At 62.5% G+C, this 22,195-nt stretch carries 17 protein-coding genes; 8 read left to right on the top strand and 9 right to left on the bottom strand.

Annotation, left to right across the window (positions count from 1 at the left end):
* Positions 1–117 precede the first annotated feature (117 nt).
* Positions 118–1,320: an alpha/beta hydrolase gene (locus ACTU46_RS00455; RefSeq protein ID WP_443377958.1), complete on the top strand. Its 1,203-nt coding sequence runs from the start codon at positions 118–120 to the stop codon at positions 1,318–1,320.
* A 442-nt stretch (positions 1,321–1,762) separates the two neighbouring features.
* Here the strand turns inward: ACTU46_RS00455 and ACTU46_RS00450 are convergent, their stop codons facing one another.
* A complete protein-coding gene (locus ACTU46_RS00450; RefSeq protein ID WP_443377957.1) occupies positions 1,763–2,794 on the bottom strand; it encodes an LLM class flavin-dependent oxidoreductase in 1,032 nt (343 codons plus the stop codon).
* Between the two features lie 343 nt (positions 2,795–3,137).
* On the opposite strand from ACTU46_RS00450, the gene ACTU46_RS00445 reads away from it, so the two are divergent.
* Positions 3,138–3,452: an ArsR/SmtB family transcription factor gene (locus tag ACTU46_RS00445; protein ID WP_443377956.1), complete on the top strand. Its 315-nt coding sequence runs from the start codon at positions 3,138–3,140 to the stop codon at positions 3,450–3,452.
* A gap of 145 nt (positions 3,453–3,597) precedes the next feature.
* Positions 3,598–5,094 (top strand): MDR family MFS transporter, encoded by a 1,497-nt coding sequence (locus tag ACTU46_RS00440; protein ID WP_443377955.1) that lies wholly within the window; start codon positions 3,598–3,600, stop codon positions 5,092–5,094.
* Between the two features lie 240 nt (positions 5,095–5,334).
* Here ACTU46_RS00440 and ACTU46_RS00435 read toward each other — a convergent pair whose 3' ends face one another.
* From ACTU46_RS00435 to ACTU46_RS00420, 4 genes are all read right to left on the bottom strand, one after another.
* Positions 5,335–7,035 carry an FAD-dependent oxidoreductase gene (locus ACTU46_RS00435; RefSeq protein ID WP_443377954.1) on the bottom strand — a complete coding sequence of 567 codons (1,701 nt, stop codon included), beginning with the start codon at positions 7,033–7,035 and terminating at the stop codon, positions 5,335–5,337.
* A gap of 115 nt (positions 7,036–7,150) precedes the next feature.
* Positions 7,151–7,903, bottom strand: a complete 753-nt coding sequence (locus ACTU46_RS00430) for a TSUP family transporter (protein WP_443377953.1) — start codon at positions 7,901–7,903, stop codon at positions 7,151–7,153.
* Between the two features lie 86 nt (positions 7,904–7,989).
* Positions 7,990–9,018: a hypothetical protein gene (locus ACTU46_RS00425; RefSeq protein ID WP_443377952.1), complete on the bottom strand. Its 1,029-nt coding sequence runs from the start codon at positions 9,016–9,018 to the stop codon at positions 7,990–7,992.
* 199 nt (positions 9,019–9,217) lie between these two features.
* Positions 9,218–10,156, bottom strand: a complete 939-nt coding sequence (locus ACTU46_RS00420) for an AraC family transcriptional regulator (protein ID WP_443377951.1) — start codon at positions 10,154–10,156, stop codon at positions 9,218–9,220.
* 203 nt (positions 10,157–10,359) lie between these two features.
* Between ACTU46_RS00420 and ACTU46_RS00415 the strand changes: the two genes are divergently transcribed.
* The 4 genes from ACTU46_RS00415 to cycA all read left to right on the top strand — a co-directional run bounded on the left by ACTU46_RS00415 (position 10,360) and on the right by cycA (position 16,481).
* Complete coding sequence (locus ACTU46_RS00415; RefSeq protein ID WP_443377950.1) at positions 10,360–10,974, top strand: flavin reductase family protein; 615 nt, start codon at positions 10,360–10,362, stop codon at positions 10,972–10,974.
* Positions 10,975–11,033: 59 nt separating this feature from the next.
* The gene (locus tag ACTU46_RS00410; protein ID WP_443377949.1) at positions 11,034–12,650 is read left to right on the top strand and encodes a 4-hydroxyphenylacetate 3-hydroxylase family protein; all 1,617 of its coding nucleotides are present in this window, start codon (positions 11,034–11,036) and stop codon (positions 12,648–12,650) included.
* Positions 12,651–12,795: 145 nt separating this feature from the next.
* On the top strand, positions 12,796–14,802 hold the full coding sequence (ggt, locus tag ACTU46_RS00405; RefSeq protein WP_443377948.1) for a gamma-glutamyltransferase: 2,007 nt from the start codon (positions 12,796–12,798) through the stop codon (positions 14,800–14,802).
* A gap of 233 nt (positions 14,803–15,035) precedes the next feature.
* On the top strand, positions 15,036–16,481 hold the full coding sequence (cycA, locus tag ACTU46_RS00400) for a D-serine/D-alanine/glycine transporter (protein ID WP_443377947.1): 1,446 nt from the start codon (positions 15,036–15,038) through the stop codon (positions 16,479–16,481).
* 10 nt (positions 16,482–16,491) lie between these two features.
* Here cycA and ACTU46_RS00395 read toward each other — a convergent pair whose 3' ends face one another.
* The gene (locus tag ACTU46_RS00395; protein WP_443377946.1) at positions 16,492–18,519 is read right to left on the bottom strand and encodes a plasmid pRiA4b ORF-3 family protein; all 2,028 of its coding nucleotides are present in this window, start codon (positions 18,517–18,519) and stop codon (positions 16,492–16,494) included.
* 145 nt (positions 18,520–18,664) lie between these two features.
* Between ACTU46_RS00395 and ACTU46_RS00390 the strand changes: the two genes are divergently transcribed.
* Positions 18,665–19,261, top strand: a complete 597-nt coding sequence (locus tag ACTU46_RS00390; RefSeq protein ID WP_443377945.1) for a YdhK family protein — start codon at positions 18,665–18,667, stop codon at positions 19,259–19,261.
* An 87-nt stretch (positions 19,262–19,348) separates the two neighbouring features.
* Here the strand turns inward: ACTU46_RS00390 and ACTU46_RS00385 are convergent, their stop codons facing one another.
* The 3 genes from ACTU46_RS00385 to ACTU46_RS00375 form a co-directional block, all read right to left on the bottom strand.
* Positions 19,349–20,554, bottom strand: coding sequence for an amidohydrolase (locus tag ACTU46_RS00385; protein ID WP_443377944.1), 1,206 nt, complete (start codon positions 20,552–20,554; stop codon positions 19,349–19,351).
* Positions 20,555–20,606: 52 nt separating this feature from the next.
* Complete coding sequence (locus ACTU46_RS00380; RefSeq protein ID WP_443377943.1) at positions 20,607–21,374, bottom strand: hypothetical protein; 768 nt, start codon at positions 21,372–21,374, stop codon at positions 20,607–20,609.
* A gap of 64 nt (positions 21,375–21,438) precedes the next feature.
* A complete protein-coding gene (locus tag ACTU46_RS00375) occupies positions 21,439–22,191 on the bottom strand; it encodes a DUF5058 family protein (RefSeq protein WP_443377942.1) in 753 nt (250 codons plus the stop codon).
* Positions 22,192–22,195: the final 4 nt, after the last annotated feature.

Below are 22,195 nucleotides of genomic sequence, written 5' to 3'. Positions count from 1 at the left end.
TTGTAACACCAGCCCCTTCTGCAACGACAATCCACCCAGTAGGATCCACCTCAACGGACTCCCCCACGGAAGTTTCCGCACCGGGGTGGATCTGGAAGACTTCTGGAAGGCGATCACGTGATTTCTCGACGTTGGCCCATCATCTCTGCCGGGGTGCTACTCAGCGTGGTGTTGGGCTCTGCCCCCGCTCTGGCGCAGAGCTCGGGTTCTGCCGGGACAGGGAGTTCCACAGCTTCCTCGGGCTCCCTGGCAGATATCACCAGGGATCTCATCGACGCCTACTCGGGTAGCTCCGCCGCTAATTCCGGTAGCTCTCTAACTGCGCTGACCAGTTCCCTGGATGCTCTCGGCTCCTCGGAGATCGATCTACCCGCTGACATGGTCTTCATTTCCGATGAGTATCCCAAGCCGATTGATGAGTCGATCCAGGCTCCGGCGTTGATCTCCCGGGTGCCGGAGGACGGCACCCGCTTGGAGCGCTGGACCATCGCGTCCCCCTCGATGGCCCGAAATGTCGAGGTACAGGTCATGCTCCCGGCGGATGCTTCCACACCCGCCCCGATGCTCTACCTGCTGGACGGGGTGGACGCCCAACAAGATTCCGATTGGCTGAGATCCGGCAAGGTGGGGGAACTCTTCGCCGGGGAAAACATCACCCTGGTCATGCCCACCGAGGCCCGCGCCTCGATGTACTCGGACTGGGAATCCGATGATCCCAATCTCGGTCGCCACATGTGGGAGACCTTCCTCGCCGAGGAGCTGCCACCGATCCTCGAGGCGGAATCGGATCTGAATTTCAACGGCAAGCGCGGCATCGGTGGTATCTCGATGGGGGCCACCGGCGCGGTCCACCTGGCCAACACCCATCCAGAGCTCTATGAAGCGGTTTTCGGACTCTCCGGGTGCTACTCCACCCTCGACACCCTGGGTCGGCAGACCGCACAGCTTTCCCTGGGTACCCGCGGCGGCGATGTCACCAATATGTGGGGTCCCTTCGGTTCCGAAACCTGGGCGGAACACGATGTCACCGCCAACCCGGAGGGACTTCGTGACATGGCGGTCTACCTCTCCGCCGCCAATGGCGAATACGACGACATCGACCGCCACAACTACGGCAACACCAACTTAATCGACATGCCTCTGGGGATGATCCTTGAGCAGGGCGCGATGCTCTGCACCCAAGATCTCGACGAAGCCATGCACCAGGCCGGGATGGACCACCAGGTCGTGGAATACTTCGACACCGGGGTACATTCCTGGCGCAATTTCAATGCCCAGTTCGAGCCCGCCTGGGACACCGTCAAGGACGCGCTGTACTAGAACTTCATCCTGAGGCCGGTTTCCCCTACCCCGGAATGATCAGTCCGCATTAAGCGGAAAGGCGAATCAGCCGTGACTCTTCGTCGGCGTTCCCCGCAGAAGGCCGCAGTCCTGCACCATGAAGCCAACAGCGCTGGAGCGGGTCAGGGAGGAGGTCAAAAGCACCATCGGCTAGCACCAGCCCGCCAGTTGATCCTTGGCGGATATGGTTTTCCGGGCTCTTCCCAGTGTGGGCTTATAGATCCAAGGTATAAGGGCAAAAATTTCTGAAGTGAATACCCACCGCATGCGGTGGACGCGGGCCGGCTGGTGTGGCCCCGAGGCCCCAGGGAGGCTGAGGTCCGCGGGATACCGCCGCTACTTGTTGACGAGGTCTGGCAAGTACATCTGCGGTGAGAGGCATACCCGGATCCGCCAGAGCGGACCGCCAAGATGAAGTGAGCTAGCGTCGCCAGGCCGTGGGATCACCCGCTACGTTGGCTGGATCCAGCCCCCAGGCCTGGGCAATCAGTTCCATGGACCGGTTATTGCTCTCCGTTGTAGGCCCCTTGACCAGGAGCATGAGTTCATCCGCCTTCGATTTCTCAGCGAAGTTCTGCAGATAGCCGGCGGTCTGCTCACCGGTACCGACACCGTAATAGTCGAGCATCGAGGCATAGTGCTGCCCGGCCGGTGAGGCCATCAATTGGGCAATCTCTCCCTCGCTGACAACACGTCCATTAAAGTGCATCGCCGTGACGTGCTGTCGCACCATCTGCGCGTGGATACCCCTCGCCTCCTCTTCAGAGTCGGCTGCGGTGACGTTGAGGGCTGCGATCACATAGGGCTCGGACATGAACGACGAGGGCTCGAAAGTCTCGCGGTACAGCTCGATGGCCTGCTCGAGCATCGGTGGGAACAGGTGCGAGGCGAAGGAGTAGGGCAACCCGAGTTTCGCGGCGAGCTGCGCCCCATAGAGCGAGGAACCGAGGATGTAGAGCGGTACGTTAGTTCCGCGCCCTGGGATGGCCTGGATTTCCGGGAAGAGGGACTGTCCCTTGAGGTAGTGGGCGAGTTCGATAATGTCGGAGGGAAAGTTCTCGGCCGCGTTCACCGGCCGGCGCAGCGCCTTCGCCAAGGTGGTGCGATCGGTCCCTGGAGCCCGGCCGAGCCCCAGATCGATGCGCCCGGGATGCATCTCCTCGAGCGTGCCGAATTGTTCCGCAACAACATAGGGGGAATGGTTCGGCAGCATGACTCCGCCTGCCCCGAGCCTGATCTTCGAAGTATGTGCCGCGACGTGCGCAATCACGAGGGCAGGAACGGCAGAAGCGATAGTGGAAGAGTTGTGGTGTTCCGAGTACCAGACCCGGGAATAGCCCAACTGCTCGGCTTTCTGGGCCATGGCAACCGAACGTCGGAAGGCGTCAGCGGGATGCTCGCCCTCATAGAAACTGGAGAAATCGACGACGGACAATGGGATTCGGGCGGCCATGTGGGTTCCATTCTGTTGGGTTTGGCGAGGTAGGTTGCACAGGATGTGTGCCGGCGAAGTTGTCGCAGATCATCCTGACGTGGTCCTTGTTATGGGAAGATGTGGGCCACGTTTTGTGCGGCACATATGTCTGCTTCGGGGGCCAGGCTCATAGGGCGGGGCTGACGATCCAGCAGGACTCCCTGCTGAGCCTCTGAGATCTGTGATGGGTGTGGTGCGAAGAGCCTCCATAATTGCGGCGAAACCCCAAACGTAGGTATGTTTACTGATGTACCTAATCATGAAGCCATACCTAGGTACAAGTCAAGGTGTACCTAGGTGAGGTGCGCCACTGGAGGGTGAGATGGAAACCACATTGAACGGGCCGGAACGCTCGGAGATTGACCTGAATAAAGTGTTCTCGGCGTTGGCCGATCCGCACCGCCGGGCAATCATCATTGAGCTGATGGGCGAGACTTCAGGAACTGAACGGACCTGCGCGTCCTTTGATGTCCCACTGTCGAAATCTTCACGGACCTTTCACTTCCGTGTCCTGCGGGATGCCGGGCTCACCTGGGACACTGATTACGGCAATCGCAAGGGCGTCATCCTACGAGAGGAAGACATTGAAGCGCGGTTCCCTGGACTGCTCTCAGTTCTGGCCAACTCCATCCAGTGATTGCAGGGGGCCTGGCAGCTGGTGGCCAACTCTTCCGTGCCCCTGTCATGACAGCAGAAAACGCGCGTAGCCCCCACATGCCTGCCGCCTTGGGGCGAGGTCCCAGTGATCCGCCTTCTCTACAGAAAAGATCCTCCAGAATCCCATGAGCTCCACCGTGAACCACGCTGGTTCAACCGCGATCCCTCGGCCCATAAAAATAATCCTGGCGGTGCTGGTATTCACCGCTTTCGTGATGATGCTCAATGAGACGACTCTGGCTGTCGCGATGCCTTCGATCATGTCGGACTATTCCATCTCGGCGACCACCGCCCAATGGCTCCTTACCGGCTTCATGCTCACCATGGCGGTGGTGCTGCCGACGACTGGCTGGATACTCGAGCGCTTCACCACCCGGGCAGTGTTCATCTTCGCCATCGCCGCTTTCCTCATCGGCACAGTAATGGCGGCTGTGGCCCCGACGTTTGAACTGTTGCTCGCTGCCCGTGTCGCCCAGGCTATCGGCACCGCAGTAGTCATGCCGCTGCTGATGACCGTGGCCATGACCGTTGTCCCCGCCCAGCGCCGTGGCTCGATCATGGGCCTGGTTGCCGTGGTCATGGCGGTTGGCCCAGGTTTGGGTCCCACAGTGGCGGGCCTGATCCTGAGCATCTCTACCTGGCACGCAATCTTCTGGTTCATGGTGCCGCTGGTGTCCATTGCCGCCCTCGTCGGCACAGTCATGCTCAAAAACATCAACGAACCTCGCGCCACCCCCTTCGACCTGCTCTCGGTCTTGTTGTCCATCTTCGCTTTCGGCGGGTTGGTCTACGCACTGAGTTCCGGCGGAGCCATCATCGACGGGGGCACGGGTGCCCGCATTCCTTTGATCGCTGTGATTGTCGGCGTTGTGGGGCTGGTGCTGTTTGTGTGGCGCCAGCGGGCCCTGGGCAGAAAGGGTCGTGCCTTGCTGGATCTACGGCCATTGAAGATCCGTAGCTTCACCATTCCACTGATCGTGTTCCTGGGCCTGCTGGGCGCACTGATCGGTGTTCTCAACACGCTGCCGCTGTACCTGCAGGGTTCCCTGCTGGTTTCTGCCCTGGTCGCCGGCCTGGTGATGTTGCCGGGAGGTCTACTCGAAGGCCTCCTGTCGCCCTTCGTCGGTCGGCTCTACGATCGGTATGGCCCCCGCCCATTGATCATCCCCGGCATGTTCATCGCCGTAGCCAGCTTGTTCTGGCTGGCCACCGTTGATCAGGACACCAACGTATGGCTGCTGGTGATCATTTACCTCATCTTCTCTATTGGTGTGGCGGTACTGTTCACCCCGTTGATGACGGCGGCTCTCGGAGCGGCCCCCACTCACCTGTACGGCCATGCTTCCGCCATTCTGAATACTTCACAGCAGTTGGCAGGCGCTGCCGGCACGGCCATCATGATTGCGGTCTACAGCGGCGTCGGGGCCGCCGCGCAAGCCAATGAGGCCCCGGAAACAGTGGCGCTTGCCGATGGCGCCAACTCCGCTTTTCTCGCTTCTGCAATCGTGGCTGCCGTGGCATTGATCTTCTCTTTGTTCATCCCCCGCTCCTCCATCGCATCCGGTCATGCTCAGACGAAGGTGCGCGAGGGAACAACACCCTCCTCCCACTCCGATAGCTGAGCTGGGACTGTTGCAAAGTTGGGCTAACAGGGCAATCTCCCTGAACTGATCAAGATCCAGCGGATCTTCGACGGTCGCCAGTTTCCTCGCCCGCCCCTCCCGGTGCGATCGAGGGGACCATACTGTTGCACAGTCGGGTTCAAGACCGGGTAGGTAGACCTTGACACTGATCGAGCCTGTATCCGAGGTTCCCACATCCTGCCGCGGCGGGGCCGTCGAGACGCGGCGTCGATAAGCGGCTCAGCGCGCTGTATTAATCACCGCTACCATCGCCGCCTGGGCGGCGAGGTACTCGGCGACCTCAGACTCGGTCTTTGAAGAATCCCAGCCCAGGCACTCAGCCATGGTTCCGGCGACCAACCGCAGCGCCGCCGCGCTCACCACGCCGAGGGTACCCAGGGTCAACCGGCGGTCCACTACATCACGCAGCGTGCGCGCCCCTTCCCCGGCTACTCCGTGGACCACCTGTGCCAGAATATCCCGGCATCCGGATTCAGGGGAGATCACCTGCGCTAACCGTGGATCATGAAGGGTCAGCACCAGGACCTTTTCATGCCCGGTGCCGTAGAGTCGCGCGAGGTGCAGCCGGTTCTCCCGGGGAACGGCAGACTCCGGAACCCGGCGTAGGGCGGACTCGAAGGCGGCGTCGAGACTGTCATAGTCACCGAATGCGCCGGCGACCGGGAGGTGTCGGGAGTCGTATTTCCGGGTCGGTGGGAGCTGCGCGGACTCGGCCTTGAGCACGGCGTCAATGGCCTTCTCCCCCATCGCCCGGGCAGTGGTCCATTTACCACCGGTGATCGTGAACAGGCCGGGGACCCCGGAATCAGCATGATTGAAGATCTCGAATCGGCGCGAAGAGGTATAGGTGTCCGAGCCATCATCGACCAGTGGGCGAACCCCCACCAGGGTCGCTTCGATGGCATCCCGGTCCAGCGGCTTCGCGGAGACTGAGTCAATGGTCTCCAAGAGCAGGTCGATGTCACCCGTGGTCGCTTCGGCGTCATCGGCATTGCCCACCATCGCGGTATCCGTCGGGCCGATCAGCGTCTTGCCTTCCCAGGGATTGACCATGAAGTGGTGGCCGTTCTGGCCCCGCACATACACGCCTTCGGTATTGCCCAGATTCCGGGTGAGCAGATGCACACCCTTGGACTGCTTGACCTTGACGCCCACGACACCGGCGAGTTCCCCCAGTGCGCTCTCCACCCACGGGCCGGCGGCATTGACCGTCACGCGGGCCCGGATCTCGTGGGTGATGCCGTTGAGTCGGTCCACCACCTCCACTCCCCGGACCCGGCCGGAATCCTCCCGCAACACCGAGGTGACTTCCGCATGATTGACCGCAGTGCCGCCCTCCGAGAGATAGGAACCCAGGATAGCCAGCAGCAGTCGTTCCGGATAAATGTTGAGCGTGTCATCATGGCGCCAGGCGCCCACCAGATCCTGTGGATCCAACCAGGGCACCTGCTGCAGCAGTGCCTTCTTGTTCACCCACCGGAAGCGCCGGGATTGGATGTCCTTGGGCATTCCGACATTGCGGTTGGCAGCCATGGCCTCATAGAGTGCCACGCCGGCCCCGAGCATCGGCGCCTTCGGATCGGACCATTCATAGGCGGTGAGCAGGAAACTCCGCGGCTGCACCAGATGAGGGGCCGCGATGCCTAAGTAGCGACGCTCCGCCACGGATTCCGCGACCACCTGGAAATCATGCTGCTCCAGATAACGCAGCCCACCGTGGATCGCCTTGGTGGTCGCCGAGGAGGTACCCGAACCATAGTCATTGCGCTCCAACAGGATGGTGCGTAACCCACGGCCAGCCGCATGCCGGGCAATCTGCACCCCGGAGATACCTCCCCCGATGACCGCCAGGTCATATTCGCCGTAGACCGGTGCGCCGAGCACCCGGCCTCCGAAATCAGGTTGTGCCGGTGAGAACATGACTTTCCCTCCTGCGGTCGGGAGCAGTGAGTGCTCATCTTAGGCACTACCCGGCGCGCAGGAGGGAGAATGTGGAACAAGCCAGGAGAGTCTCAGCAGACTCTGGACCTTGGCGCTAAACCAGCTCCATGATGCCGCGGATCAGCACCGAAATCGCACCACCGGCGGCAAGCAGGTTGGCCAGGCGACGGGCCCAGGTATTGGAGACGAACTTGTTGAGTCCATCACCGGCGGAGGCACCGATGAAGATGAAGAGGATCGAGACCAACCACAACCACCACGGGACCGCACCGAAGTCCATGCCACCGACCAGGATGATCTTGAGCAGGAAGGACAGGGTGTTGGCCACGAAGAGAATCGGGTGGAGGGTGGCGACGAAATCGCGGTGCTCCCACTTGACCATCCGGGCGTAGACGGTGAGCGCAGGACCCGCGATACCGGCCACGGTGGACATGAAACCGCCGACGGCACCGGCGATGATCATCGGGGTCTTGGCCTCGGGGTTGATATTGAACTTCTCCGGCTTGAAGGCTGCCACACTGAGCGCGAGTAGCACCATCACACCGATGGCGATCATCAGCCAGGCACCGTCGACCAGGAAAATGATGCCGACCGCGGGTAGCGAACCGATGATCAGTCCGCCGGCCAGAATCCGGAACTTCGCCCAGTCCGTCTTCTTGCGTACCGCCCAGGCATTATTGGCGGCGTTGATGATCGACAGTCCGTTGATCATCGTCACGCCGGCCACGGGGCCGAGTACGAAGGCAAGCACCGGGCCACCCACCAGGCCGAGGCCGAGACCGGTGATGCGTTGGAAGATCGATCCGATGAGGACCGTGAGAATCAGGATAATCGCGAGTGTGGTCACGATTGATCAGGATAGGCTGTGCGATCCCGGAGCACCGCATTGTGTTCCGCTAAGAGAGCGGATGACACAGCGACCTCGGGTGACAGTCATTCCCCACGCAGGGTGGCTCCCGTATCAACCCAGACCGGGCCGGTGTCGCCGCGCAGCAGATCCTCCACCAGGGCGGCGGTGCGCAGCACTCTCCCCCAGTCAAAGTCTTCCGGCAGCTCCTCCTCAGCATCGGAGTGCGTCAGGAAGAACTCGGTACAGGAACGACGACGTGGGGCACCCAGTCGGCTGCAGACGATATAGCTGACAGCCTCACACTCGAGCAGCCGGAGCGGGCCCCGCAGCGGGATCACATAGGCGTTGTGCCACACCTGCGGTGAATAGCCCATCAGGATCGAGGCGAGGCACAGGCAGACCTCCGCGAAAATCTCTGTACCCAGGGTGTCATTGATGTCCAGGGTGTACCAGGCCGCCCGCCGTTGTAGCTGGGGTGAGAGCGGCACCCTGGTCACCGCCCCGGGATTGACCCGTTGCCGACTGGTGGCGTTACCGAGTTCACCTGACCAGTCGACGACCGCACCGACTTTCCACAGGTTTCCCAGCATGGCAATGCAGTGCCGGGGCAGCCCCGGTTCCAGGTCCGCATAGACCCCGCGGGCCGCAGCGTCCTTGACCAGACGACGCTCCCAGGAGCGGGTGAAACTCAAGACACTGCCGCCGGTCCCACGATGCGCCGAACCGGTGTCGATCATGGCCACCATCCCGGGCGCCTGATACATGTCCTGGTAGAGGTAATGCGCCTCGGTCTGACGTGACTGGGTGCCCGGCCATTCCCGGGGAATATCCAGGTGGATCGGGGTGGCCCCGGATTTCGGGGTATAGCCAAGCAGTCTCCATTCGCTCGCCGCGTAGAGCGGCAGCTGCCAGGCCTTCTGAATGACCTGAGTCAGGTTGGCGCAGGAATAGATATCCACCAGACGGTCGGTCTGTAGTGCGACCTGGACAGCCTGATCCACCGGTAGGGTGGGCATGCCCCGGACCACTTCGATGATGAATTGTTCCAGGCGCTTTCGGCGCAGCGGATCCTCCTCATCATCGAGGCGATAATCGATCTCGGTGTAGATCATCGGTTACTCCCTATCGTGAGACCGTGGCCGCCATGGGGGTCAGCGCTGCTGGTGATTATCCGGGATGTTCGGGCAGGTGATGGAGACATCGGGGGAACGGTGGAGAATTTCCCCCTGACGTAGGCAAGCCTAAGGTAATTAATGTCATGGTGTCTAAAAAGACACCTCCGGACGTGGCGCAGCACCCCAAGATCCCGCATCACCAGCCATCCCCTCGGAGCGTCTGACTCGGAGCCTGCCCGAACCTCTTCCGGTAGGCGGTGGAGAACCGCCCCAGGTGACTGACACCCCAACGCAGCGCAATATCGGTGACGGTGTCACCGCCGGCGGGATCCGCGGCACACAACTCCTCATGGATAACCTCCAGCCGCACCGAACGCACGTGATCCATCGGACTCTCCCCCACCAGTTCCCGGAAATCCTGCTGCAGGGTCCGCACGCCACAGCCGGCGAGAAGAGCCAGTTCCGACACCGTCCAGGCCCTCGCTGGATCCGCCTCCACCGCCGCCATCGCGGTGGACACCCGAGGGGAGAACACCGGGGAGGAATCCCCCACTGCATCAGCCAGCACCGATACCAATCCGGAGGCGACCGCCGCGGAGACATGCCGGGCCACCAGTGGATTCGACATCAGGCCCCCGTCATCCGCAGCATCTCCGGGAAGAACACCCCGAAGGAATTCAAACCACTGGCGGCCCGCCCCGGAGCTCAGATCCAGCACCTGCGGATCGGTATTGTCCCGCACCGCCGCCAGATCGAGCTGATGCCGCAGAAACTCCTCACCGATCCGCAGGCCAAGCATCACCACATCCCCACCCCAGTGAGGAAACTCCAACTCCCGACCCGCCGGGCACAACAGTGCCTGACCGGTGGCTGCGGTGAGCTTCCCGGCGCGGGAATTCACATTCATCCGGCCCCGCAACGGAATATTGAGTGCATAACCACCCTCATGTTCGGTGTGCACGCGCACTGCTGCACCCCAGGACAGCCGCACCACCTTCACCTCCCCCAGATCCCGGCTGTCTAACCCGCCGAGGCCAGCCAACACCGCAGATTCCCGGAATACCTCGTGGGGAAAATACTCCTCGCCGGTGGAGCGGGAGATGACACTGAGCTCATCCACCTCAGGTTGGGGCATCACATTCGGTCCTTTCCCCGTCCGGACCAGAACTCCTCCTGCGGAAAGTGGATAGCCCTGCGCCAGCGGGATATCTATCACGCCATGGGACTCATAGTATCCCTAATTGTGACCGGAATCATAGAGGTTCGGAGAGGTTGGCGAACCACCGCGAGACCCGGCCACCAGCAACCGGAAAATTCTCAGCAGATAAGGGGAAGCACATGTCCCAGACAACCGACCCCGGCCAGCCCGCCCCCACCGGGGGACCTCCCAGAGATTCCGGGCGAGAACTCCGGAACATCTTCGGCCAGTTCGCCAGTGGTGTGACCGTGGTGACGGCAGCCAACCGCGACGGTACCCCGCATGGAGCGACCGTCACCGCCTTCACCTCAGTCTCCCTGGAACCCCGCCTCGCCCAGGTCACCTTGACCACCACCTCGCGGGCCTGCGGCATTCTCACCGACAACAACTTCGCCATCAATATTCTCGCGGAGAACCAGACTGATGTCGGGCTCCACTTCGCGGGCCGCCCCAGCGTGGATGTTCTCCCCTGGAATGACAGCGGCATCGCCCCAGCCCTCGACGGCACCCTGGCCACCATCTGGTGCACACCCTGGCGGCAGTACGACGGCGGCGACCACACCATCTTCATCGGCGAGATCGTCGACGCCGTCGCCAACCCCGACCTGGCCCCGTTGCTGTTCTTCCGTTCCACCTTCCACCATCTCGGCCCGAAGAGTCACGAAACCGGCTGGTCGATGAGCGGCGATGACCCCGACGCCGGCTGGTTCGGCGCGCACTCCGATCTCACCCCGCTCCCCGGCACCAGCTTCTGAGCATCTCACCGACCAGCGCCACCCGGTATCAGACACAACATCACACACAGGAGAAGATCATGAGCACCGAGAACACCAGCCCCGACTTCACCCAGGGCGGCACCGTCAACCCGGCCGAGAACTCCGCGGTCAACCAGAAGAAGAACTTCGCCAGCCGCCCGATGAACGGTGATGAGTACATCAACTCCCTCAAGGACGGCCGCGAGGTGTGGCTCCATGGTGAAAAAGTCAAGGATGTCACCGAGCATCCGGCCTTCCGCAACTCAGTGCGCATGGTCGCCCGACTCTATGACGCCATGCACACCGGGCCCCTGGTGGACACCCTGACCGTTCCCACCGACACCGGCAACGGTGGCGTGACCATGCCCTTCTTCAAGGCACCGACCTCCCCGGAGGATCTGCTCAAGGAGCGCGACGCCATCGCAGCCTGGGCCAAGCTGACCTACGGCTGGATGGGCCGCTCCCCCGACTACAAGGCCTCTTTCCTGGGCACCCTGCACGCGAACAAGGAGCTCTACGCCCCCTTCGGAGCAAACGCCGAGCGATGGTACCGGGAGTCGCAGGAGAAGGTCCTCTACTGGAACCACGCCATCATCAACCCGCCGGTGGACCGCCAGCTGCCGCCGGACGAGGTCGGCGATGTCTACATGAAGGTGGAGAAGGAAACCGACGCCGGCCTGGTGGTCTCCGGGGCGAAGGTGGTGGCCACCGGATCGGCGATCACCAACTACAACTTCATCGCCCACTACGGGCTGCCGATCAAGAAGAAGCAGTTCGCGCTGATCTGTACCGTCCCGATGGATGCCCCGGGAATCAAGCTGATCTCCCGTGCCTCCTACGCCCAGAACGCCGCTGTGACCGGACATCCCTATGACTATCCGCTGTCCAGCAGAATGGATGAGAACGACGCGATCTTCATCTTCGACAAGGTGCTCGTTCCCTGGGAGAACGTCTTCATGTACGGCGATGTGGACAAGATCAACGCCTTCTTCCCGCAGTCCGGCTTCCTGCCACGCTTCACCTTCCAGGGCTGTGTCCGCCTGGCGGTCAAGTTGGACTTCATCGCCGGACTGCTGATGAAGGCCCTGGACAGCACCGGCTCCGGCGGGTTCCGTGGTGTCGAGGCCCGCGTCGGCGAGGTCATCGGCTGGCGAAACCTCTTCTGGTCCCTCTCGGAGTCCATGGCCCGGGATCCGGAGGAATGGCACAACGGCACACTGATCCCCAAGCTGGAGTACGGACTGACCTACCGGATGTTCATGATCCAGGGCTATCCGAGGGTCAAGGAGATCATCCAGCAGGATGTCGCCTCCGGCCTGATCTACCTCCCCTCCGGTGCCGATGACTTCAACTCCCCGGAGATCCGCCCCTATCTGGACAAGTACGTCCGGGGTTCCGATGGCATCACCGCCGTGGACCGGGTGAAGGTGATGAAGGCCCTGTGGGACTCCATCGGCTCCGAGTTCGGCGGCCGCCATGAACTCTACGAGCGCAACTACTCCGGAAACCATGAAAACGTCCACCGCGAGCTGCTCTTCGCCGCCAACAACCGCGGTGGTGCTGCCCAGATGCGTGGCCTGGCCGAGCAGTTCATGTCGGAGTACGACCTCAACGGCTGGACCGTGCCGGACCTGATCGGCAATGACGACGTCTACGCCTACAAGAAAAAGCACTAGGATCCCCGGCCGCTGCCGGACCTGCCGGTGACCGAAACCGCAGTCAGAGAAGATGTCAGCCACGCAGGCGGACTTGGCAGGATCAGAATTCTCCGCCGCTGGCAACCCCTTTTCACCCACCCCGGGGATGGGTATGGTCCAGCACATGAAAGTGACCCATCACACATCCCGGGTGGCGGCGGCACTACTTGCCGGAACCGCCCTCACCCTGACACTCAGCGCCTGCACCACCGAAAGCACTGACGGCGGCGAGGAGACCGGCACTTCAACCAGTTCCGACAACACCGAGGCCGTGGCCATGGAACCCTGCGAATCCACCGCCAGAGATGATGCCGCCGGAGATGATGCCGACAGCGGTGCTGCCACAGAAGGCGCTGCCGAAGGAACACACAGCGGAGAGGACATCTCGGTCGCCCCGGAGATCGCCACCGGTTACCGCTCCGGGATGAGCGCAGTCGCCGCCCAAGATTATGCGGTCTCCACCGCCAATCCGTTGGCTTCCGCAGCCGCCTGTGAGGTTCTCCGCACCGGCGGCACCGCAGCGGATGCACTGGTCACCGCACAATTCGTCCTCGGTCTGACGGAACCTCAGTCCTCCGGCATCGGCGGGGGCGGCTATATCCTCTACTACGATGCGGAGTCCGGTGCCATCACCGCGATCGACGGCCGCGAGACCGCTCCGGTGGCCGCCACCGAGAACTACCTGATCGAGGTATCGCCGGAGGACCCCACTCCCCCGGTTCCCGATGCCCGCCGTTCCGGACGTTCCATCGGCGTGCCCGGCATCGTGGCGGCGCTGGGTGAGCTCCACGCCAACCATGGCCAAGCCGAGTGGGCGGAGCTGCTGGACTCTCCGCAGACGCTGGCCACCGAAGGCTTCGAGATCAGCCCACGGATGTCCGCCTCGATCGCCAACTCCGCTGAGGATCTCTCCTCTGATCCCGCCGCCGCCTCCTATTTCCTGCAGGAGGACGGCACCGCCAAGACCGCCGGAACACTGCTCCAGAATCCGGACTATGCCGAAACCCTCCGCCTGATCGCCGCGGGTGGCCCGGACGCCTTCTACACCGGTGAGATCGCCGCGGATGTTGTCGAGCGCGCCACCCGAGAGGTCGAGGGCTTCACCCCCAGTCTGCTGAGTACCGCCGATCTGGCGGCCTACACCCCCGAAACCCGGGAGGCCCTGTGTGCCCCCTATCGCGATAAAACGGTCTGCGGCATGCCACCTTCATCCTCTGGTGGGGTCACCGTACTGAATGCGCTGGGTATCCTCAACAACTTCGATCTCGCACAATATGCCCCGACAGAAGTTGGCAAGGATGGTGGCCTTCCCGCGACTGAGGCCATCCATCTGATCAGTGAGGCCGAACGTCTGGCCTATGCCGATCGGGACGCCTATATCGGTGACCCCGCCTTCGTCGAGGTTCCCGGCGGCGGCGTCGCAGAGCTGATCAGTGAGGAATACACCCGGGATCGTTCCACCCTGATCGATCCGGCGCAGTCCATGGGCGAGGCGGCAGCCGGTTTGAGCGTGATGGCGGAAAGCGCCCCGATCGCGGAAAGCGGCACCAGCCATATCTCGGTAATCGACTCCCACGGCAATGCCGCTTCCCTGACCACCAGCGTCGAAGCCGCCTTCGGCTCCTTCCACTTCACCCGCGGCTTCATCCTGAACAACCAGCTCACAGATTTCGCGGCGGAGCCGGTCAATGAGGAGGGGCAGCCGGTGGCCAACCGGGTGGAGTCAGCCAAGCGGCCGCGCTCCTCCATGTCTCCGACCCTGGTCTTCGACACCGCCGAAACCGGTGAACGCGGAGAGCTGAGCATGGTGCTGGGGTCCCCCGGCGGCTCCCTGATCATCCAGTTCGTGATCAAGACGCTGATCAACATCATCGATTGGGGCATGGACCCCCAGCAGGCGGTCTCCGCCCCGAACTTCGGTGCCCTGAACCAGCCCGAGACCGGACTGGGCACCGAGCACCCTCTCATCGCTGAACATGAGCAGGCGTTGGCGGAATCGCTGGGCCAGCTCGGCCACGAGATCAACGCCACCGAGCAATCCAGCGGCCTCTCCGCGCTGATGCGTGGCCCCGACGGCAACATCATCGGCGGTGCCGACCCCCGGCGCGAGGGAGTGGTGCTCGGCGGTTGATCCCCGGGCACGTCCGCCCCTGTTTATCGACGTCCCGCCCATCCGGCGGGACGTCTTCATGTTCTCCTCACGGTGTCCCGTTTTCGGCTGCGGGACTACGCTCCGCACTGATCATTTCCCCCTCAAATGGAGGACTCAACGCCGACCCCCAAAAAACCTGTCCAGCAACCAATAAGGTAGATTCCCTGTTCGTTGGACCACTCCCGAACCTTGTTAGCTAGACAGGCACTTATATGACAGACCCTGAACAACACCTGGCCGGCACCTCTCCCGCAGCGGTCGCTGACACCATCTCAGTGGCGGGCGGTGAGGATCTCAAGCGGGGTCTGAGCAACCGCCACATCCAGCTGATCGCCATCGGCGGCGCGGTGGGTACCGGCCTGTTCATGGGCTCCGGAAAGACCATCTCCGTGGCCGGCCCCTCGGTGTTGCTGGTCTACGCCGTCATCGGCTTCATGCTGTTCTTCGTCATGCGTGCGATGGGTGAGCTGCTGCTCTCCAACCTCAACTACAAATCCCTGCGTGACGCCGTCTCCGATATTCTCGGCCCCTCCGCCGGCTTCGTCTGCGGCTGGACCTACTGGTTCTGTTGGATCGTCACCGGCATGGCGGATATCGTCGCGGTCACCGGCTACACCCAGTACTGGTGGCCCGCGATCCCGCTCTGGTTGCCCGGCGCGATCACCATCCTGGTGATGTTGGCGCTGAACCTCGTGGCGGTGCGCCTCTTCGGTGAGCTGGAGTTCTGGTTCTCCATCATCAAGATCATCGCGATTATCGCCCTGATCGCCACCGGTGCGTGGATGATCTTCACCCACTTCGAATCTCCCGACGGCTCGGTCGCCCGGGTCTCGAACCTCATCGAGCACGGCGGGTTCTTCCCCCATGGTCTGGCCGGATTCCTCGCCGGATTCCAGATCGCCATCTTCGCCTTCGTCGGTGTGGAACTGGCCGGTACCGCCGCCGCGGAAACCGCCGATCCGGAGAAGAACCTGCCCAAGGCCATCAACGCGATTCCGATCCGCGTCGTCCTCTTCTATGTCCTGGCCCTGGCCGTGATCATGATGGTCACCCCCTGGGACAAGGTTCCCGCCGATGCCAGCCCCTTCGTGCAGATGTTCGCCCTGGCCGGACTACCGGCCGCCGCCGGCGTCATCAACTTCGTGGTGCTCACCGCTGCCGCCTCCTCCGCGAACAGCGGCATCTTCTCCACCTCCCGCATGCTCTACGGCCTCGCTCTGGAGGGAGCGGCGCCGAAGAGCTGGGGTCGGCTCTCCCGGAGTCAGGTTCCCGCCAACGGTCTGTTCTTCTCGGTGTGCTGCCTGATCCCCAGCCTGGCGGTGCTCTACGCCGGCGCCAGCGTAATGGAGGCCTTCACCCTGATCACCACCATCTCCTCGGTGCTGTTCATGGTGGTGTGGAGCTTCATCGTGGTGGCTTATCTGGTCTTCCGCCGCAAGCACCCGGAAAAGCACGCCGCTTCAAAGTTCAAGGTCCCCGGCGGTGTGTTCATGTGCTGGGTGGTCCTCGCCTTCTTCGCCTTCATGGTCTTCGTTCTCACCATGGAAAATGACACCCGCTCCGCGCTGCTGGTCACCCCGGTCTGGTTCATTCTGCTGGGCATCGGCTGGTGGCTCTCCGGTGGCGCCAAGGGGGCGCGCCGGCGCTCCCAGCTCTGATCTGGCGGGCTCAGTAGGACGGGCCGATGTCCAGGGAGTACGTCCCCGGCCCGAATTGCGGGTTATCCAGATCCAGGCCCGCGAAGACTTCATGGAGTTCCGCAGCCCATTCGGCGTCCAAGTATTTATTCGACCGAACCGCCGCAGTCGGCCCAAGTTTCAGCACCTGGCGGATATCCGCAAAACCAGGAGGTCCACCGCAATCCTCCGGTGGGCAGCCGTTGGCGGCGCTGACCACATAGGCACCGGCCGGCTGGCGCACGAGTTTCCGGGCTTTCAGGGTCATGCTCCAACCATCGCCGTAATCATAGTTGATCGTGGCCGCAGTCCGATGGGGTACCAGCACCTGGCCGATCTCGACCTGATCGGCCCAGACATAGTCCTGCATCGGTTCCAGCCCGGGGACGGGCGGATAGACATATATCCGGTCCCCCCGCTTGCGGGTGTCAGGCTTCTGAATCGAAAGATCATAGAGGTGGCTCAGCTCCCAGCCGAAGAGGACCAGCATCAGTTGCATGGCTTTATCCGCCGTCAGGGCAACGGGCAACTGCAGCACCCGGGTCACGGCAGGTTCGACGTAATCAAGAGTCATCTCGAACTCGATATGGTCGACGGTGCCCTTGAAGTTCTTGTTTTCCGGGCCCGTCGGCTGACCTGGCAGGAGGGTGGGATCAACCTGCTTCGGCAGCTCCTGAAACCAGAAATCCGAGAAATCATCGGCCATGTCCTCCTCCTCCGGTGGGAACACTTCAGCCGAATCAATCTCAGCGAAGAAGTCAGCCAGGAGAACCTGTTTCCCCCGCGGCGAGCTGGGGATGGGGCGCAGCTGTTGTGCGGCGGCGGCCAGGAAGGATTTCACCAGTGGATCATCAACATAATTGTCATAGCTGATATCCCCGGCTTCCGGCATAGCGGTGAAGCTCACCCCGGGAGCCAATTTGAGGATCTGCTCCGGCAAGGGATAGCAGAGGTCCCCGGTGTCCTCGGCCAGCCGCCCGGACCTGATATCAGCGATGAAGATCTCCACCACGGCCAGTGAATATGACGTCATGTTATCCGCTTCCGACCGCGCGGATGGATCCAGATTGACGCTGAGTTCCTGCCCCGCGAGCCGGACCAGCGGGGTCTCGAGCAGTGCTTCCAGACAACTGCGGAGATGAGGGAGATCTCCGGAACTCCTGAGCTCCGTGGCACTGGTCCCGACATCATCCTTCAGCTCCCACTCCGTGGCGAAAAACTCGCTTACCCCGATCAACTTCCGGGCATCCGCCACCGAGAGAATGCCGTTCTTGAGCAGCTTGACCGTCCCCTTCTCCGCCACGAACTGGTAGAGCTCAAAGGTTCCCTGGTGCAGTCTTGAATGATATAAATACGTCTCGAAGAGACCGAACCAGGGAAACACCAGATCCTCCCGGAGGAGACGGACATAGCTGCTGATCAAGATAGCCACCGGCGCTCTTGAATCGATATGAGCCCGGGCACCGGCGTTGTCCTGCAGCATCGCCATCTGCAGCTGCGGTGCCACCTCACGGCCGGCTTTGACCTGCTCGATCGCCGTTGCCACCGTCACCGCGATGTCCGGATCCATCAGCCCCGGCACCTCTTCGAGAACGCTGAAGGGCGCTTCGCTCAGCTCCACCACCGATGCCTCCGGGGTAGCCACCTGAATGAGAAAACGCCAGCCCTTGGCCGGTGCCAGATCCACCCACACCTGTGCCTCAAGCTTTGCCGCGGTATCCAGCACCTCCGCGAAGTCCTTCCCGGTGACATCCCACAACGCCTCATTATTGACGTGGTATTCCGCGCGGCCGGCATAACGCGGGGAGGCATTCCGGCGGTGGAGCTCCAGCACCGTGGTCGGCGAGGGCACCAGTCCCAGGCCCACCGCCAGCAGATCAATGACCTGCACCGCAGGCAGGCTGGTGTCCACCAGGTATTCCCTGCTGACAGGTTCCGGCAACCCGTGAAGTTCGAGCCGGAGTGTGCTCCACCCCTTCAGATTGCGGCGGGAATTGAGGTCAATCACTGAAGCAGCCATGGCTCAATGATACGGAGCACACAGATCCCTGCTTGGTCCTCTAACCAACATCTGACCTGGGTTGACGGAGGAACCCAGCGGATCGATATCCGCCATAATGAATACTGACGGGCTTGGTCTCTCACCACCTTCGAAAGGAACGTTGATGAAACACAGCATTTCCCTTGCCGCGCTGGCACTGACCGCCACCGTGGCGCTGACCTCCTGCAGCGACGCCGCCGAGAACGCCGACTCCACCGGCTCGGCGCCCTCGGAACACAGCGAGCACCATGATGAGAGCAGCACTGGTGACGGCGGCGGCCATGACATGCAGCACCCCGCCCACGGTGGTCCCGCACCTGAAGGAATCACGGTAGCAACAGATCCGACCTATCCGGTCGGCTCCCAGGTGATTCTCACGGCAGACCACATGCCCGGCATGGATGGTGCTGAGGCCACGATCTCAGGCGCTTTCGACACCACCACCTACTCCATCAGCTACACCCCCGTGGACGGCGGAGAACCCGTCACCGACCACCGATGGGTCGTGCACGAGGAGCTCGTCGATCCGGGCGAAGCCCCGCTGCCGGACGGTGCCGAGGTCGCCCTCAAAGCCGAACACATGCCCGGTATGAAGGGCGCTGAGGCCACCATCGACTACTCCACTGATGAGACGGTCTATATGGTCGATCTCACCACCGAAGACATGACGATGACCAACCACAAGTGGGTCACCGAAAGCGAGATCCAGCCCGCAGAGTAAGAATGGAACTGTAATTTAACGAGTGAGCATGCCTGCTTATCGACGCCGCGCCGGGCCCAGGGCGGGCGTCGATAAGCAGTTGCCGGATCAGCGGGCGAGGTAGTGCCCGAGGACGCTGAGTACCGCCCGCACCCCGGTGCTCAGGGTCGGCTCCGGGACCGGCAGGAAGAAGGGCGAATGGTTTCCGGCGGGATTCTCGTCCTCAGGGTCGGCGCCACCGAACATCCAGAACACATAAGGCACCTCAATGACATCACCGAGGTGGCCGAAATCCTCCGACCCCATCGATGGCGGGACGATCGCCACCTTCTCCTCCCCCAATTCAGCACGCAGCACCGAAATCACCCGCTCGGTGTGGACCGGGTCATTATAGACCCGCGGAAAGGTGTAGAGCTCCTCGATCAGCGGCTCCGGGGCACCGGAGACCGCAGCCTCATTCTTGACGATGCGTGCCACCGCGGCGAGCACCTGCTCCCGGACCCGACCAGTCAGGGTACGGATGTTGAGGGTGAACTCCGCGCGGTCCGGGATGATGTTCTCCTTCAGGCCGGCATGGAAGGTCGCTGCGGTGACCACCGCCGGATCCAGCGGCGCCAGCTCCCGGGAGACGATGGTCTGCAGTCGGGTGAGGATATGGGCGCCGAGGATGATCGGATCAATGGAGTCCTGTGGTTGGGAGCCATGCGCCTGACGTCCGAAGAGCGTGACTTTCAGGGAATCCGCCAGGGCCATCGCAGATTCTGGCGTGACGGCGACGGTTCCGCTGGCAAAAGGAAAGACGTGCTGGCCGAAGATCACCTCCGGTCTGGGGGCCTTCGCCCAGAGCCCGTCCTCGACCATCGCCTTCGCCCCTGCCGCGACCTCCTCACCCGGCTGGAAGATCCACACCACGGTGCCGGACCAGCTGGTATGCCCCTGGCGCAGGAGTCGGGCGGCGGTCAATGCGGCGGTGATGTGGGTGTCATGGCCGCAGCCGTGCATCACCGGCACCTCGGTACCGTCCGCTAATGTACCGGTGGCCTGGGAGGCGTAGTCCGCCCCCGTGTCCTCTTTGATCGGAAGGCCATCCGTGTCCGCCCGGAAGGCGATGACGGGGCCTTCACCGTTACGGTCGACCGCGACGACCCCGGTGCCGCCACAGCGGAAGTGCTCCAGCCCGATCTCGGTGAGCTCCGCTTCGATGAAGGTGGCGGTCTCATGCTCCTGCATGGACAGCTCCGGATGAGCATGCAGGTGACGGTACATCTCGAGCATGGTTGCGGTGTGGGACTGCGGCACGACGGTGGAGATCATGGGGATACCTTTCGGAGGAGGCAAACGGTTGACTCAGGGGTGGGAGGAATGATCAGACGGTGTCTGATTCTGAAACGCGGCGGGTGTTTCGGTCGCGGAGGATCCAGGTGACGATGATCGAAGCCGCCACCACCACCGCAGTGGCGAACATGCCCAATGCCGGGAATGCTGGCACGACCAGGAAGTGCACCACTGCTGCCAAGGTGATGGCGATGAAGGTAGCGCGGATATTGCGCATCGAGACAATGGCCTGGACCAGCACCGCGCCCATCAAGGAAGGCAGAATGTAGACGCGAGCGACCTCGATGATCTCCTGCGGAACCAGGGTGACCAGCCAGGTTCCCAGCCCACCGACGAAGATCAACAGGCTGATCAGGTGGACGGTGGCCGCCCCACCGATAGCCATGACCGCCGCCAGGTCCCCGCGTTTGGTGCCCGGTTTCGCGCCGATGGTGGCCTGTGCGACGATCGCCGCCGGCAGCAGTTTATTGGAGATATTGCCGATCATGAAGGCCTGGTACATCGCGGCCGGGCCGAGGATCGGGAAGTAAGTCAACGGTTCCACGAACCAGAGGACACCGAAGATGGCGGCCACCGCGAGGAAGGCGATCCAGATCATGCCTGGAGTGATCTCGAGACCGCCGAAGAAGACCAGATAGAGCGGTCCGAGCAGGGAGAAGATGAGGCCGGCGATCATGGTCAGGGAACCATAACGTCCGGTCTGTGATTCAAACTGGGCCATCGCGGCATCGGCGGTGGCGGTGTTGGCGTCGGCAGGCCCGGTGGCGGCTGCGGAAACAGCAGGTGAGGTGATGGCCATGAGAGATTCTCCTGGAGGTGGGGTGAACGGCAGGATGTAAAAGGGTCTTATAGGGTGGGGCGTTTTAACCGGCGGCGGAATGGAGGAAGTAGGCGGCGACCAGGGAGACGATGATGGAGATTCCCAGCGCCCATTCGCGTAACCAGGTGATCTTGAAGGTCTTGGCGAGGAAGATGCACGCCGCCATGACGCCGCCGGAAATGAAGATCAGTGAGGCGTGGGTACTGGACTTGGGCAGCTCTGCCACGGCGATCGCGGAGAAGGCCCCGAGCAGGGCGGCGGTGGGGATCAGCGCCATGGCCACCGGATTCTTGGTGCCCAGGGTCTTGCCGCCACGCTTGAGGATCGGGGTGAGGATCAGGGTGCACAACATCCACATCGCCCCGGAGAGACTCATCGCCATAAAGGCGACCGCGAAGACCTGCTGGGTGTAGGTGTCACCGCCGAGTTCCGCTCCCATGGTGGTGGCGGCCGCGGCGGCGGAACCGGTCTCGGCCTGAACCGAGCCGATCAGACCGATGCGGACCAGCACCGCCGGGGTCCCGAAGAGCGCCAGCAGGGCGATTGCCACCAGCACCACCGCCAACGAGGGACCGATCGAGGCCACGGCACCAGCCCGAAAGGAGGACTTGAGTTCACTGGCGGGCATGCCGATCGCGGGTGCGGCAACCCGGGCGGCACGGACGTAGAGGATGGTCTGGATGAAAATGACCGCGAAAACACCGAAGGCGCAGAGCCAGAGGATCGGGGTGTTGGCCACGGCCCAGATATCGGTCGAGGTCGGGTCACCGAAGGCAAGCAGCGTCGTTTCAGGCATGTTT

This window comes from Corynebacterium sp. A21 (genome assembly GCF_052266655.1).
In the GTDB taxonomy this organism is placed as follows: Bacteria; Actinomycetota; Actinomycetes; order Mycobacteriales; family Mycobacteriaceae; genus Corynebacterium.
This window is presented reverse-complemented; position numbering and strand designations above follow the sequence as displayed.

What these genes read in the sequence shown, in the direction of transcription:
- ACTU46_RS00450 (WP_443377957.1), bottom strand. Translation starts at nt 2,794, where the DNA reads ATGGCCGCCCGAATCCCATTGTCCGTCGTCGATTTCTCCAGTTTCTAT.
- ACTU46_RS00445 (WP_443377956.1), top strand. Translation starts at nt 3,138, where the DNA reads ATGGAAACCACATTGAACGGGCCGGAACGCTCGGAGATTGACCTGAAT.
- ACTU46_RS00440 (WP_443377955.1), top strand. Translation starts at nt 3,598, where the DNA reads ATGAGCTCCACCGTGAACCACGCTGGTTCAACCGCGATCCCTCGGCCC.
- ACTU46_RS00435 (WP_443377954.1), bottom strand. Translation starts at nt 7,035, where the DNA reads ATGTTCTCACCGGCACAACCTGATTTCGGAGGCCGGGTGCTCGGCGCA.
- ACTU46_RS00425 (WP_443377952.1), bottom strand. Translation starts at nt 9,018, where the DNA reads ATGATCTACACCGAGATCGATTATCGCCTCGATGATGAGGAGGATCCG.
- ACTU46_RS00420 (WP_443377951.1), bottom strand. Translation starts at nt 10,156, where the DNA reads ATGCCCCAACCTGAGGTGGATGAGCTCAGTGTCATCTCCCGCTCCACC.
- ACTU46_RS00415 (WP_443377950.1), top strand. Translation starts at nt 10,360, where the DNA reads ATGTCCCAGACAACCGACCCCGGCCAGCCCGCCCCCACCGGGGGACCT.
- ACTU46_RS00410 (WP_443377949.1), top strand. Translation starts at nt 11,034, where the DNA reads ATGAGCACCGAGAACACCAGCCCCGACTTCACCCAGGGCGGCACCGTC.
- ggt (WP_443377948.1), top strand. Translation starts at nt 12,796, where the DNA reads ATGAAAGTGACCCATCACACATCCCGGGTGGCGGCGGCACTACTTGCC.
- cycA (WP_443377947.1), top strand. Translation starts at nt 15,036, where the DNA reads ATGACAGACCCTGAACAACACCTGGCCGGCACCTCTCCCGCAGCGGTC.
- ACTU46_RS00395 (WP_443377946.1), bottom strand. Translation starts at nt 18,519, where the DNA reads ATGGCTGCTTCAGTGATTGACCTCAATTCCCGCCGCAATCTGAAGGGG.
- ACTU46_RS00390 (WP_443377945.1), top strand. Translation starts at nt 18,665, where the DNA reads ATGAAACACAGCATTTCCCTTGCCGCGCTGGCACTGACCGCCACCGTG.
- ACTU46_RS00385 (WP_443377944.1), bottom strand. Translation starts at nt 20,554, where the DNA reads ATGATCTCCACCGTCGTGCCGCAGTCCCACACCGCAACCATGCTCGAG.
- ACTU46_RS00380 (WP_443377943.1), bottom strand. Translation starts at nt 21,374, where the DNA reads ATGGCCATCACCTCACCTGCTGTTTCCGCAGCCGCCACCGGGCCTGCC.
- ACTU46_RS00375 (WP_443377942.1), bottom strand. Translation starts at nt 22,191, where the DNA reads ATGCCTGAAACGACGCTGCTTGCCTTCGGTGACCCGACCTCGACCGAT.